Raw genomic sequence first — 13172 nt, 5'->3', positions numbered from 1 at the left:
AGGAGCGCGAGCCTGCCGGTTCGGGTGAATCCGGGGCCTGCGGGTCAGCGCGGGAGCTGATTCACCACCGCCGTCGTGACGTCGGAGACCACCGCGGCGTCGTCTCCGTCGACCGCGACGACGGGGACGAGTCGGCTCGGGTGGCCGGCGTCGACGCCGTCGAAGTCGTCACCGACGACGGCGTCAGCGAAGGTCGTTCCCTCGTGGACCTTTCGGTAACCGTCGTGATCGCCGAACTTCGTCGGCTCGGCCTCGGCGGCCACCGATTCCCGCGACCGGTAGTCGAAGGTCACCAAGACCTCGGTCGCGTCGACGGTGAAGAAGCACGACGTGAGGGACTGGTCCTTCCAGTCGAACGACACCTTTCGCGACTCCTGCAACGTCGGCACCACCGCGCACGGGGCCGCGTCGGTGAGGGCCGTCACCGTCGTGTGCGGGGAACTGCCCTGCGTCGGGTGCTCCGGCCATGTCGAGATCACCGCGCGGGCTAACGGATTGGCGGTCGCGCACGCATCCCGATCGCGCTCCATCGACACCCGCAGCCGCACCGCGATGTCGTTCTCGAAGGCCACGTCGTAGCTGCATGCGCTTTCGACGAGCTGAGCGCGCACCTCGGGGGTGAGAGTTGAGGCGGCATCGATACGGCGCGCCTTGACACCGTCGATCTCCTCGAGAGAGCCGAGCGACGAGGTCAGGAAGTCGAACGGTACGAAGGCAACTGACCAAAAGACGTCGATCCCGCGGGAGGAACCGTCATCCACGACGGCTTCACACGAGGTCGAGTTCGCCGACGTGCCGAATGCCTTGACGGTGCCGAGCGCCTCGAGATGGCTGGGCTCGATCAAGGCGCACGGATCGATCCCGCGCGCCCACGCGATGGTCTCTGCACGTGACAGCGGCTGCGGTGCCGGCCCGGAAGTCGACGATGGCGCAGCCGGCGTCGTCGAGGTCGTCGTCGAACAACCCGCGACGAGCATCACCACTGCCGAGAACAACCCGACCCGCACCGACTGCGACATTGCGTCCCCCCACGCTGGATGAAGCCAGAAGCTTGCCCTTCATCTTGGCGGAGAAAATCGCGCGATAGTAGCGGCATTTCCGGCAATACGATCTGACGATGCAGATCCGGGGGTGGGGTTCGGCGGCCGTCGTTGCGGTGGCACTGTTGCTGGGCGGATGCACACCGGAGCGACCCGCAACCGAGACGCCGACGACGTCCTCGGCCGGTGCCACGAACACCGCAGGACCACAGGCACTGCCGCCGTGCGCCTCCGTGTCGATCTCCTTCGAACCGGCGTTGGATCACCAAAACATCCGCTGCACACTGACTCTCGACGGCGATTCGAGCATCACCGTGTCCAGCGACCCGGCGTGGTCGTTCAGCGTCCGACGCGGTGACACAACCGTCCAGGAGTTCCGCGAACCCACCGACAAGATCGGCCAGACCGGGGTGGCCGCAGTGCTGCAGGACATCGACCAGAGCGGCACCCCGGTCCTGCTGGTCGTCACCGGAAGAGGCGGAACGGGTGGCGAGCCCATGGCGGTGTGGCGGCCGACCGGACAGCCGACGCACTTCGTCCGTGCCGGCGAACTGTTCGGATTTCGGCAGTTCTATCGAACGCCCGAAGGGTTCTTCGGGAATTACGCGCATTCCGGCGCGGCCGCGGGAGCCGTCACCCTCTACCGGTGGGACGCCGACGTCCTGGCTGAAGCCGTCGCACTCGACGTCCAGGTCCCGGACTGGCCGAAGAGCCCGGGCGACATCCGTGAGTGGATCCGCAACGGCAACGTCGATTGCGCCCTCTCCAACGACGACTATCCACCGGGCGCACTGGCCACGCGGACCGCGGCGATGAAAGCCGCCGGTATCGATCCGGCGACCGCGGCTCAGCACTTCTGCGCGCAACCGTGGGTCGCCACCATCTACCGATGAGGCACATTGGTGCGGTCCGCCTGCAGCTCGACAGTAGGGTGGGCGAGTGGCCGAGATCGCGCCGCTGCGCGTGCAGCTGATCGCCAAGACGGAATTCCAGGCACCGCCTGACGTGCCGTGGAGCACCGATGCCGCGGGCGGGCCTGCGCTCACCGAGTTCGCCGGCCGGGCCTGTTACCAGAGTTGGTCGAAGCCCAATCCACGAACGGCAACCAACGCGAGCTACATCCGCCACATCATCGACGTCGGCCACTTCTCGGTGCTCGAACACGCATCGGTGTCCTTCTACATCAGCGGCATCTCCCGGTCGGCCACCCACGAGCTGATCCGGCACCGGCATTTCTCCTACTCACAGCTCTCGCAGCGCTATGTCCCCGAGAACGACGCCGAGGTGGTGGTTCCGCCTGGCTTCGAGGACGACCCGGAGTTGGTGCAGATCTTCACCGCGGCGGCCGACGCCAGCCGCGCGACCTACACCGAGCTGCTGGATCGGCTGGAGGCCAAGTTCGCCGACCAACCCAACGCGGTCCTGCGTCGCAAGCAGGCCAGACAGGCCGCCCGGGCGGTGCTGCCCAATGCCACCGAGACCCGCATCGTGGTCACCGGCAACTACCGCGCCTGGCGCCATTTCATCGCGATGCGGGCCAGTGAACATGCCGATGTGGAGATCCGCAGGCTGGCGATCGCCTGTCTGCGTGAGCTCGTGGAGGCGGCTCCGGCGGTGTTCTCCGATTTCGAGATTTCGACGCTGGCGGATGGTAGTGAGGTGGCTACCTCGCCTTTGGCGACGGAGGCTTGACGGAGTCGCCGGTTGGTACGGCGACGGAGGTCCGATCGACCCAGGGTAATCTTGGCGCGTGAGTACGAGCGGAATCGATGTAACGGCGCAGTTGGGCACGGTGTTGACCGCAATGGTGACGCCGTTCAAGCCCGACGGCTCGCTCGATCTCGATGCTGCCGCCCGCCTGGCCCATCACCTGATCGACGCCGGCTGCGACGGCCTGGTGCTCTCGGGCACCACCGGTGAGTCCCCGACCACCACCGATGACGAGAAGCTCGCGCTCCTGCGCACGGTGCTGGAGGCCGTGGGGGACCGGGCCCGCATCATCGCCGGGGCGGGCAGCTACGACACCGCGCACAGCGTGCACATGGCCAAGGCCTGCGCCACCGAGGGGGCACACGGCCTGCTCGTGGTGACGCCGTACTACTCGCGGCCCCCGCAGGCGGGGCTGCTTGCGCACTTCACGGCCGTGGCCGATGCCACCGACCTGCCGAACCTGCTCTACGACATCCCTCCGCGTTCGTCGATCCCGATCGCTTGGGAGACCATCCGTGCCCTGGCTGTTCACCCGAACATCGTGGGTGTCAAGGATGCCAAGGGCGATCTGCACGGCGGCGGCGAGATGCTCGCCGAGACCGGGTTGGCGTACTACTCGGGCGACGACACCTTGAACCTGCCCTGGTTGGCGATGGGGGCGGTTGGCTTCGTCAGCGTCTGGGGCCACCTGGCCGCCGGACAGTTGCGAGACATGCTGACCGCGTTCAACTCTGGCGATATCGCGACAGCGCGCAAGATCAACCTGTCTTTGGCCCCGCTGGCCCGCGCCCAGGCCCACCTCGGCGGCGTGACCATGTCCAAGGAAGGTTTGCGGTTGCAGGGATTCGATGCGGGCCTGCCACGGCTGCCGCAGATCCCCGCCACCCCCGCCGAGATCGAGGCGCTGGCCGCCGACATGCGCGCGGCAGCGGTGTTGCGATAGTGAGCACCGAACTCGCGCCCCCCAAGCCCCTGGCCCCCGGCGGTCTGCGAGTTACCGCGCTGGGCGGAATCAGCGAGATCGGCCGCAACATGACGGTCTTCGAGCACCTGGGCAGGCTGCTCATCGTGGACTGCGGGGTGCTGTTCCCCGGGCACGACGAACCCGGCGTCGACCTCATCCTGCCGGACCTGCGCCACGTCGAGGACCGCCTCGAAGACGTCGAAGCCCTCGTCGTCACCCATGCGCACGAGGACCACATCGGCGCGATTCCCTACCTGCTCAAGTTGCGTCCGGACATACCGGTGGTCGGCTCGAAGTTCACCATCGCACTGATTCGCGAGAAGTGCCGTGAACACCGGATCAAGCCGGTGTTCGTCGAGGTCGGCGAGCGGCAGAGCAGCCAGCACGGCGTCTTCGAATGCGAATACTTCGCGGTCAACCACTCGATCCCGGGATGTCTGGCCGTCGCGATCCACACCGGCGCCGGCACCGTGCTGCACACCGGCGACATCAAGCTCGACCAGCAACCGCTCGACGGCCGTCCGACCGACCTGCCGGGCATGTCGCGGCTCGGCGATGCCGGCGTCGACCTGTTCCTGTGTGACTCGACCAACTCCGAACACCCGGGTGTCAGCCCGTCGGAGAGCGAGGTCGGCCCGACGCTGCACCGGCTGATCCGCGGCGCCGAGGGCCGGGTGATCGTGGCCTGCTTCGCGTCGAACGTCGATCGCGTGCAACAGATCGTCGACGCCGCCGTGGCACTGGGCCGGCGGGTCTCGTTCGTCGGGCGCTCGATGGTGCGAAACATGGGCATCGCCCGCGAGCTCGGCTATCTGCGGGTGGCCGATTCCGACATCCTCGACATCGGAGCGGCCGAGATGATGCCGGCCGACAAGGTCGTGCTGATCACCACCGGCACGCAGGGCGAGCCGATGGCGGCGCTGTCGCGGATGTCGCGTGGTGAGCATCGCAGCATCACGCTGACGGCGGGCGATCTGATCATCCTGTCCTCATCGCTGATCCCGGGCAACGAGGAAGCGGTCTACGGCGTCATCGACGCGCTGGCCAAGATCGGGGCCCGTGTCGTCACCAACGCCCAAGCGCGCGTACATGTTTCCGGCCACGCCTATGCGGGTGAGCTACTGTTCCTCTACAACGGGGTGCGGCCCCGCAATGTCATGCCCGTGCACGGCACCTGGCGGCACATGCGCGCCAATGCGGCGCTGGCCGCGAGCACCGGGGTGCCGCAGGAGAACATCGTGCTGGCCGAGAACGGCGTGAGTGTGGACCTCGTCGCCGGTAAGGCCTCGATCTCCGGCGCGGTGACCGTCGGCAAGATGTTCGTCGACGGGCTGATCACCGGGGACGTCGGTGACGCCACACTCGGTGAACGCCTCATCCTGTCCTCGGGCTTCGTGGCGGTGACCGTGGTGATCCACCGCGAGACCGGAAAGCCCGCCGCACCCGCGCATCTGCATTCCCGCGGTTTCTCGGAGGATCCGAAGGCGCTGGAGGCGGTCGCCCGCAACGTCGAGCGCGAGCTGGAAAGCCTTGCCGCCGATAACGTCACCGACCCGACCCGCATCGCCCAGGCGGTCCGGCGGACCGTGGGCAAGTGGGTGGGCGAGACCTACCGTCGCCAGCCGATGATCGTCCCGACCGTCATCGAGATCTAGCCGAATTTGGTGCCCGGACCGCCTGGCCGGGCCGGTTAGATTGGGTCAGTGAGCCACCCCGCACCACAGGTGCCATTGGAACGACGCCGCCCGCTTCCACCGTTCGATTCGGCGGACGACATCAAGCGAGTAGTGGAGTATCCGCACACGATCCGTGTGATGGTGGGATTGATGGTCATCGCGGCTGTCATCTTCTTCAGCGTGACGGCATATGCCTTCGCCACCCAAGGGCACCAGAACGTGGTTGTCGTTGCGGGATTTGTGGTGGTGTTCTGCGCGTTCTACTTTGGTGCCACCAAATTCGGGATTCCGTTGCTGATGCGTCGCTTCTACGACCGGGCCACGCGCGGAGGCGTGCTGTGCGACGTGTTCCCGGCCGGTTGTCCCGATGCCAATTTGGCGATCCTGATCGACGCCAGATTGTCCGATGCACAGGCGGCGTACGTCCATGACGTGATGACCACCTGGCTCGGACGATTGGCTTCAGACCCGACGGTGCAGGCTCAGGCCGGCGATCTGTTCGCCGACGGCCCGATTCGCGTCGCCGACGAACTCGCCGGCCCTGCCGCCCGGGGCGGGTTTCTGGTGGCCAGTGACAAGAATCCGGGCAACGGGTGGCGACTCATCCTCCCGGAGGAAAACCCGCGCGACCCGCAGCGTCCGTATACGAAAGGCCTTGTGGTGAAGGTCAATACGCCCAGTCCGGAGTCAGCCGGCCAGTAGCAGGGCCCCGCCGGCTAACAACGCGATCACCTTGATGAGTTCGAACCCGACGTAGTAGTAATGCGCCTGCGAGCGTGACTGCGCTTCTTCGCCCGGGGTGACGGCAAGGACAGCGTTGGAACGCTGAATGAGCTTGGGCCGCACGGCGATCAACTGCACCGCCAGTGCCGCGATGGCAATTGCGAAGGCCACGATCACGCCGGGCGACGGGCGCTGCATGGCGAAGACCACGATGATGACGACGGCGAATGCGGTTTCCACGGCGTTGAGTGCGCGGAAAACCCTGCGCCCGATGCCGAGTCCGATCTGCAGCGTCACCCCCGGGGCCTGGAACTTCAGCGGCGCCTCGATGAACGAGATCGCCAGCACCATCCCCAGCCAGCAGAAGGCGACCGCTACCGCGACAGCCGGACCGGCATTCATCACATACCTCCCAACGGGCCGACTGCTCGGCCAATCTTCCGGCCAACCGGCGCCTGCCAGCTTGCCAAAGCTCCCCACACCAACCTGAGGTGGATCGGCGAGGTGATCATGGCTAGAGTTTATACAAGAACATGTTGTAGAAACTAGGGGTAGGCGTGCGACCGGCCTGGAAAGGGATCTGTCCGATGGCTGAAGACCTGGCGGGGCGTGACGATGTGGAGCTGCTCCTGTGGCGGTTCTACAGCAAGGCGCTGTCCGATCCCGTGCTTGCCGAGCCGTTCACCGAGCTGCGCGTCAAGGGACTGCGGTCCCACATCCCGGTCATGGGCGACTTCTGGGAGACCGTGCTGTTCCGTGCCGGGCGCTACCGGGGCAGCGCGCTGACCGTGCACCGTGAACTGCACGCCCGTCATCCGTTGGCGGCGCGGCATTTCGTGCGCTGGCTGACCCTGTGGACCGACACTGTCGACGAGCTCTTCGAGGGCCCGCATGCCGAGCGAGCCAAGCTCCAGGCCGGGCGCATCGCCAAAGCCATGCACCGCAGACTGGCCGGGGCCGACGCCGCCGAACTCGACGCTCTGGTTGCCTGCTAACGCTTTTCGGCGTACGCGGTCCATTCCACCTGAGAGGCGGTCAGCTTGCGCCCAGCCGGCGAAATGTAATGCTCGGTGAGGTAATCGGGCCCGGCCTGCTCGGTCAGCTGCCAGCCGTAGGGCTCGATGAAGGCCGCCACCCGGTCTGGTTCGAGCCCGAACTGCCACAGTTGACTGCGAACCCGGAACCGGCGATACAGCGTTTCCGCACCGTAGCGATTGGTGCCGTCGATGAAATCGCCGCGGACATAGGTGAATCCGATTCTGCTCGCCGGCGCTGCCGAACGGAGGAACTCGAAGGTCGACGCGACACCGTCGGCGCTCAGGTACTGAGTCACGCCTTCCCAGATGAAGAAGGTGCGGTGGTCGCCGCGGTGGCCATGTCGGGCGAGTTCAGCAGCCAGGTCGTCGTTTTCGAAATCCACCGGCACCAGGTGAACCGACGGGGGAGCGGCCCCCAGCGCACTGCGCACCACCGAGCGTTTGCGCTCGATGTTGACCGGCAGATCCACTTCGAACACCGGCACCGCACTGTGTCGTGCGAGGCGGTAGGCCTTGGTGTCGAGGCCTGCGCCGAGAATCACCACGGCGTCGATATCAGGCAACGCCTCGGTGAGCTTGTCGCCGAGGTAACGCTTGCGGCAGGTCAGATTCGCCCACAGTCCCGGGCCCGACCGTTCGGTGGCCTGGATCAGAAGTCTGCGAGCAACCGACCAGCGCGCGGTCCGGGTGAAGGCGCGCACGCCGGCCGGCAGGAATGACAGCGCCATGTCGTCGTCGACCAACCGTCGCTGCACCGGCTCGTACTGTTCGACGGCGGCCAGGACCATCGGGCCGACGGCCGTAGCAGCGACGGGATTGCTCATCGTTTGTTGACGATGCCCGCATCGACCGGAAGTGTCACCCCGGTGATGTAGCGCGCCTGATCGGACACCAGCCACGCCACCGCGTTCGCGACGTCTTCCGACTGGATCACCTGCACCGGTAGCGCATTGCTGAAATCGGTCGGTGCGTTCAACTCCTCGGCGATGTGTTTCAGCCATCCGCGGGTGAACTCGTTGTTGATCATCGGGGTGTCCACCCCGGTGGGGTGAATCGTGTTGACCCGAATGCTGTGCGGGGCGAGGAAGTTGGCGTAGGCCCGCATCAGTCCGACCACACCGTGCTTGGCCGCGGTGTAGCCCAGCGAGCCGCGGTCGCCGCCGCCCACCCCGATCAGTCCCGCCGCCGAGCTGATTAGCACGATCGACCCGCCGTCACCCTGGGGGACCATGATCGGAATCGCCGCCTCGACAGTGTGGTGCGCGCCGGTCAGGTTCACGTCGACGACATCGCGCCAGCCGTCGGGGCCCGATTGCATCGGGGCGATCCCGGCGTTGGCGACGACGATGTCGAGCCGGCCGAACCGGTCCACTCCGGTCTGCAGTGCCGCCCGCAGCGCCTGCTCGTCACGGACATCGGCCTGTACGGCCACGATCCGGCCACCCGCGTCTTCCACGAGCTTGACTGTCGCAGCCAGATCGTCGGGCGTGGCCAGGGGGTAGGGCACCGATTCGATCTGATCGCACAGATCGATCGCGATGATGTCGGCCCCGTCGGCGGCCAGCCGCAGGGCCTCCGCCCGGCCCTGGCCGCGCGCGGCGCCGGTGATGAACGCGACCTTCCCAGCCAGGGGAGCGGCGGTGGACATCAGTGCATTCTCTTCTTCGCGCAAGCGCTCATCAGTGTTGTTTCTTCTTCGCGCAAGCGCTCATCAGCCGGCCCGCAGCTGTCCCTTGGCGGGGTCACCCGCCACCACGGGCTGCAACATTTTGATATCGGGAGCGCCGTCGAGCAGCTCGCCGATCGAGCCGAACAGGGTGCCGATGGCCGGAGCGGTGCTGTGGGTCTTGAGTGCGTCGGCGTCGGCCCACTGCTCGACGAAGACGAACGTGCCGTCGGACTCATGCAGTGAATACAGCTGGCAGCCCGGCTCGTCGTGCACGGCCGCGACGGCGTTGGTGCAGGCCTCGCGCACGGCGTCGACGGACTCGGGCTTGGCCTTCATGGTGGCGACGACAACAACTGGCATAGGTGCAGAACTCCTCGTGAGAACCGAAACTGGACGACTGTCCACCCTAGGCGATAACCCGACGAAAATGGTTCGTATGGCTAAGTGTCATTTGAGACCGTCTTGTGACCCGTGTGGCACATGGTGATTGTGGGGCATGTGCGACTAGGCTTGCGGACATGGCTAACAAGACCGCCGGCCGATCCGGAGCGCGTTCGAGCAGGTCGAATGCCAGCTCGCGGGGCGGTTCGCGGCGTCCGGCGCCGGCCCGCAAGGGACGCCCGGCTGCGCCGCGGCGTAAGCCCGCACGCCGGCCCCAGGCCTCACCTGTCGCTGCCGCGGGCCAGAAGCTCGGCCAAGGTGCCCGCGCCGGGTGGCTGATGCTGGCCAAGGGAGCCGGATCGACCGCCCGCTCGGTGGGCCGGGCCCGCGATATCGAACCCGGACACCGCCGCGACGGGCTGGCGCTCGCGCTGCTGGGTATCGCCGTCGTGGTGGCCGCCAGTTCGTGGTTCCATGCGGCCGGCCCGGTGGGTCAGTGGATCGACACCGCCGTACGCACCCTGATCGGTGGACCGGTGGTGCTGGTGCCCGTCATTCTCGGCGCCATCGCCGTCGTCCTGATGCGCACCGAGCCGGACCCGGAGTCGCGCCCCCGGCTGATCCTGGGATCGGCCATGATCGCGCTGCCGTTGCTCGGCCTATGGCACCTGTGGTCGGGATCGCCGCAGGATCCCGTCGCACGCCAGCACGCCGCCGGATTCGTCGGCTTCGCCATCGGTGGGCCCCTGTCGGACGGGCTGACCGAGTGGATCGCCGCGCCGCTGTTGTTCATGGGTGTGCTGTTCGGTCTGTTGTTGGTCACCGGGACGACGATCCGCGAGGTGCCCTCGACCCTGCGGACCATGTTCAGCACCCGGGCGTTCCACGACGAGTACGACGATGACGAGTACGACGACTACGTCGATGAGTACGAGGACGACGGCTACGACGATCTGTCCGACGGCTACTACGACGACGACGCGTCGCGCGGCGACGCCCAGACCTGGCCGACAGCCGCCATCGAAGCCCCCAAGGCGCCGGCCGGCACGCCGATGGACAACTACCCGCTGCCCGAGGACACCGATGCGCCGACCGTCCCCGAGCCTGCGGTCAAACCGCGCCCTCGCAAGAAGGCCGAAGTCAAATCCGAGCCGAAGGCCAAACCCTCTGATGACACCCTCGTCATGGACCGAGTGGTCGAGGGGCCGTACAACCTGCCCTCCCTGGATCTGCTGATCGCCGGCGACCCGCCGAAGCTGCGCACCGCGGCCAACGACCAGATGACCGACGCCATCACCTCGGTGCTGGAACAGTTCAAGGTCGACGCCGCCGTGACCGGTTGCACCCGCGGGCCGACCGTCACCCGCTACGAGGTCGAACTCGGACCCGGCGTCAAGGTCGAGAAGATCACCGCGCTGCACCGCAACATCGCCTACGCCGTCGCCACCGAGAGCGTGCGCATGCTGGCCCCGATCCCCGGCAAGTCCGCCGTGGGCATCGAGGTGCCCAACTCCGACCGTGAAATGGTCCGGCTCTCCGACGTTCTCACTGCGCCGTCGACCCGTCGCGACCACCACCCGCTGGTGATCGGCCTGGGCAAGGACATCGAAGGCGACTTCGTCTCGGCCAACCTGGCCAAGATGCCGCACCTTCTGGTGGCCGGTTCGACCGGCTCGGGTAAGTCCAGCTTCGTCAACTCCATGCTGGTCTCACTGTTGGCGCGGGCCACCCCGGAAGAGGTCAGGATGATCCTGATCGACCCGAAGATGGTGGAACTCACGCCGTACGAAGGCATTCCGCACCTCATCACGCCGATCATCACGGAACCGAAGAAGGCTGCCGCGGCACTGGCCTGGCTGGTCGAGGAGATGGAACAGCGCTACCAGGACATGAAGGCGTCCCGGGTCCGCCACATCGACGTGTTCAACGAGAAGGTGCGTTCGGGCGAGATCAGCACCCCGCTGGGTAGCGAGCGGGTCTACAAGCCCTACCCCTACATCCTGGCCATCGTCGACGAGCTCGCGGACCTGATGATGACCGCACCGCGTGACGTCGAGGACGCCATCGTCCGCATCACGCAGAAAGCCCGTGCCGCCGGTATCCACCTGGTGCTCGCCACCCAGCGGCCGTCGGTGGACGTCGTCACCGGTCTGATCAAGACCAACGTGCCGTCCCGGCTCGCGTTCGCGACCTCGTCACTCACCGACAGCCGCGTCATCCTGGACCAGCCAGGCGCCGAGAAGCTGATCGGCATGGGCGACGGCCTGTTCCTGCCGATGGGCGCCAACAAGCCGCTGCGCATGCAGGGCGCGTTCATCACCGACGAGGAGATCCACGCCGTCGTCGAGGCCACCAAGACCCAGGCCGAGCCGGAGTTCGTCGAGGGTGTCACCGCGGTCAAGGCCGGCGAGCGCAAGGACGTCGACCCGGACATCGGCGACGACATGGATGTCTTCCTGCAGGCCGTTGAGCTCGTGGTGTCTTCTCAGTTCGGCTCCACCTCGATGCTGCAGCGCAAGCTGCGTGTCGGTTTCGCCAAGGCGGGCCGGCTCATGGACCTGATGGAGACCCGACAGATAGTCGGGCCGTCCGAGGGCTCCAAGGCCCGCGAGGTGCTCGTGAAGCCTGACGAGCTGGCCGGCACGCTGATGCTGATCCGCGGCGGGTCCGACGCCAACGGTGCCGACGCGGACGACGATCCCGACGAGTTCTGAACCGCTGAGAGCGTCAACAACATTCGGGTGTCGACCACGTTGACGGGGTAGTCGAACTAGGCCTGCTTCCAGGCCGCGTCACGTAGGCCGGGCACCTGCTCTTTCAGCGCCTGGACCTGCGCGGAGGTCGCCTCCGGGCGCACCGTGACCGTGGTGTCGAAGGAATTGGTGTCGCCCGAGGTGGCGGCAGTCAGCACGGATTCGACGATGGGTGAGCGCGCGGCGCTCAGCCAGGTGGCCACGGTGTCGGCGACCAACGTCAGGTCCCACCCGGGCTCCACGCGGAGCCACGCGGAGGAGTCATTTCGCAGGGAGTAGTTGGGACGGGATCCGCCCAGCGGGTAGGTCAGCGTCAACTCGGCGGAGTTGGCCCGGTCCAGGTCCTCAACCAGGCCCTGTTCCATGAATGTCTTGGCTGCCGCACCGGCTTGCTCCGGTGTTGCGGAGGAACCCAAATCGGCTTTGAAGTAAATGAGTTCGCCGACGGTGATGTTGTGGGTGTAGTCGAGGTCGACGGTGGATATGCCTGGCATGGACTGCAGTTGGCGCACGATCGCCTCTGCGCCGGATTTGTGCCCGCCGGTGAGGTCGTTGATCAGGCCGCAACCGGCGGTACTGGTCGCGACGGCCAGACCGGCGACGGCCAGGGCCGCCGTTGTCGATTTCCGCACGATCCCCCTGAACTGATGCAGGTTTACAACGTCAACAACATACGGGTATTGCCCAGGGTATTGGGCTTGACGTAGGACAGGTCGAGGAACTCCGCCACACCGGTGTCGTACGAGCGGCACATCTCCTCGTACACCTCGGCGGTCACCGGGGTGCCGTCGATCTCCTCGAACCCGTGCTTGCCGAAGAAGTCGACCTCGAAGGTCAGCACGAAGATGCGGCTCAGGTGCAACTCGCGGGCGACGCCGAGCAACTGCTCGACGAGAACATGTCCCACGCCGGTGCCGCGGACTTTCGGATGCACCGCCACGGTGCGCACCTCACCGAGATCGGCCCACAACACATGGAGCGCACCACATCCGACCAGCTCACCGTCGAGTTCGGCGACCCAGAATTCCTGGACCGCCTCGTACAGCGTGACCAGGTTCTTCTCCAGCAGGATCTTTCCCGCGTAGACGTCGACCAGGCCCTTGATCGCCGGGACATCGGACGTGCGGGCGCGGCGCACCACAGGCTGCTGGCGCGGCTCGACACTGCCTGGGTTCACAGGCGCAAGAGTATCCGTTACGGCAACCGATATTCTGTTGCG

At 66.6% G+C, this 13172-nt stretch carries 14 protein-coding genes; 7 read left to right on the top strand and 7 right to left on the bottom strand.

Translation table 11 applies throughout. From position 1 onward, the window contains the following. Positions 1–44: 44 nt before the first annotated feature. On the bottom strand, positions 45–1019 hold the full coding sequence (locus tag AC4ELS_RS20210) for a DUF3558 family protein (RefSeq protein WP_491838792.1): 975 nt from the start codon (positions 1017–1019) through the stop codon (positions 45–47). Positions 1020–1117: 98 nt separating this feature from the next. On the opposite strand from AC4ELS_RS20210, the gene AC4ELS_RS20205 reads away from it, so the two are divergent. From AC4ELS_RS20205 to AC4ELS_RS20185, 5 genes are read left to right on the top strand one after another with little or no spacing between them, the layout of a single operon-like run. Next, on the top strand, positions 1118–1933 hold the full coding sequence (locus AC4ELS_RS20205) for a hypothetical protein (protein WP_499048926.1): 816 nt from the start codon (positions 1118–1120) through the stop codon (positions 1931–1933). A gap of 46 nt (positions 1934–1979) precedes the next feature. Further along, positions 1980–2732 carry an FAD-dependent thymidylate synthase gene (gene thyX / locus AC4ELS_RS20200; protein WP_491838794.1) on the top strand — a complete coding sequence of 251 codons (753 nt, stop codon included), beginning with the start codon at positions 1980–1982 and terminating at the stop codon, positions 2730–2732. A 58-nt stretch (positions 2733–2790) separates the two neighbouring features. Next, on the top strand, positions 2791–3693 hold the full coding sequence (gene dapA, locus AC4ELS_RS20195; RefSeq protein ID WP_499048923.1) for a 4-hydroxy-tetrahydrodipicolinate synthase: 903 nt from the start codon (positions 2791–2793) through the stop codon (positions 3691–3693). Beyond that, a complete protein-coding gene (locus tag AC4ELS_RS20190) occupies positions 3693–5369 on the top strand; it encodes a ribonuclease J (protein WP_055113186.1) in 1677 nt (558 codons plus the stop codon). Before dapA ends, AC4ELS_RS20190 begins: the two co-directional genes overlap by 1 nt. A gap of 48 nt (positions 5370–5417) precedes the next feature. Next, a complete protein-coding gene (locus AC4ELS_RS20185) occupies positions 5418–6092 on the top strand; it encodes a hypothetical protein (protein ID WP_499048920.1) in 675 nt (224 codons plus the stop codon). Here AC4ELS_RS20185 and AC4ELS_RS20180 read toward each other — a convergent pair. Beyond that, a complete protein-coding gene (locus AC4ELS_RS20180; RefSeq protein WP_499048917.1) occupies positions 6078–6515 on the bottom strand; it encodes a hypothetical protein in 438 nt (145 codons plus the stop codon). The two genes, AC4ELS_RS20185 and AC4ELS_RS20180, sit on opposite strands and share 15 nt — an antisense overlap. Positions 6516–6700: 185 nt before the next feature. Between AC4ELS_RS20180 and AC4ELS_RS20175 the strand changes: the two genes are divergently transcribed. After that, positions 6701–7108 (top strand): group III truncated hemoglobin, encoded by a 408-nt coding sequence (locus AC4ELS_RS20175; protein ID WP_064884374.1) that lies wholly within the window; start codon positions 6701–6703, stop codon positions 7106–7108. On the opposite strand, the gene AC4ELS_RS20170 is transcribed toward AC4ELS_RS20175, so the two are convergent. The 3 genes from AC4ELS_RS20170 to AC4ELS_RS20160 all read right to left on the bottom strand — a co-directional run bounded on the left by AC4ELS_RS20170 (position 7105) and on the right by AC4ELS_RS20160 (position 9179). Further along, positions 7105–7974 carry an SAM-dependent methyltransferase gene (locus tag AC4ELS_RS20170; RefSeq protein ID WP_499048914.1) on the bottom strand — a complete coding sequence of 290 codons (870 nt, stop codon included), beginning with the start codon at positions 7972–7974 and terminating at the stop codon, positions 7105–7107. The two genes, AC4ELS_RS20175 and AC4ELS_RS20170, sit on opposite strands and share 4 nt — an antisense overlap. Beyond that, complete coding sequence (locus tag AC4ELS_RS20165) at positions 7971–8798, bottom strand: mycofactocin-coupled SDR family oxidoreductase (protein WP_448448554.1); 828 nt, start codon at positions 8796–8798, stop codon at positions 7971–7973. Before AC4ELS_RS20165 ends, AC4ELS_RS20170 begins: the two co-directional genes overlap by 4 nt. Before the next feature lie 63 nt (positions 8799–8861). Beyond that, on the bottom strand, positions 8862–9179 hold the full coding sequence (locus AC4ELS_RS20160) for a putative quinol monooxygenase (RefSeq protein WP_064884380.1): 318 nt from the start codon (positions 9177–9179) through the stop codon (positions 8862–8864). A gap of 158 nt (positions 9180–9337) precedes the next feature. On the opposite strand from AC4ELS_RS20160, the gene AC4ELS_RS20155 reads away from it, so the two are divergent. Next, positions 9338–11914, top strand: coding sequence for an FtsK/SpoIIIE family DNA translocase (locus AC4ELS_RS20155; RefSeq protein ID WP_499048912.1), 2577 nt, complete (start codon positions 9338–9340; stop codon positions 11912–11914). 56 nt (positions 11915–11970) lie between these two features. Here the strand turns inward: AC4ELS_RS20155 and AC4ELS_RS20150 are convergent, their stop codons facing one another. Together AC4ELS_RS20150 and AC4ELS_RS20145 are read right to left on the bottom strand one after the other, a co-directional pair. Further along, positions 11971–12585 carry a hypothetical protein gene (locus AC4ELS_RS20150; protein ID WP_499048909.1) on the bottom strand — a complete coding sequence of 205 codons (615 nt, stop codon included), beginning with the start codon at positions 12583–12585 and terminating at the stop codon, positions 11971–11973. Between the two features lie 23 nt (positions 12586–12608). After that, positions 12609–13130: an amino-acid N-acetyltransferase gene (locus tag AC4ELS_RS20145; RefSeq protein WP_499048906.1), complete on the bottom strand. Its 522-nt coding sequence runs from the start codon at positions 13128–13130 to the stop codon at positions 12609–12611. Positions 13131–13172: the final 42 nt, after the last annotated feature.

Source organism: Mycobacterium shunyiense, assembly GCF_058270035.1.
Note: the sequence above shows the minus strand (reverse complement) of the source record. Positions and strands in the feature narration are given on the sequence as shown.

Bases quoted from the DNA above. Each gene is read 5' to 3' on its own strand.
- AC4ELS_RS20170 (WP_499048914.1), bottom strand. From the start codon at position 7,974: ATGAGCAATCCCGTCGCTGCTACGGCCGTCGGCCCGATGGTCCTGGCC.
- AC4ELS_RS20180 (WP_499048917.1), bottom strand. From the start codon at position 6,515: ATGAATGCCGGTCCGGCTGTCGCGGTAGCGGTCGCCTTCTGCTGGCTG.
- AC4ELS_RS20160 (WP_064884380.1), bottom strand. From the start codon at position 9,179: ATGCCAGTTGTTGTCGTCGCCACCATGAAGGCCAAGCCCGAGTCCGTC.
- AC4ELS_RS20210 (WP_491838792.1), bottom strand. From the start codon at position 1,019: ATGTCGCAGTCGGTGCGGGTCGGGTTGTTCTCGGCAGTGGTGATGCTC.
- AC4ELS_RS20155 (WP_499048912.1), top strand. From the start codon at position 9,338: ATGGCTAACAAGACCGCCGGCCGATCCGGAGCGCGTTCGAGCAGGTCG.
- AC4ELS_RS20205 (WP_499048926.1), top strand. From the start codon at position 1,118: ATGCAGATCCGGGGGTGGGGTTCGGCGGCCGTCGTTGCGGTGGCACTG.
- AC4ELS_RS20165 (WP_448448554.1), bottom strand. From the start codon at position 8,798: ATGTCCACCGCCGCTCCCCTGGCTGGGAAGGTCGCGTTCATCACCGGC.
- AC4ELS_RS20175 (WP_064884374.1), top strand. From the start codon at position 6,701: ATGGCTGAAGACCTGGCGGGGCGTGACGATGTGGAGCTGCTCCTGTGG.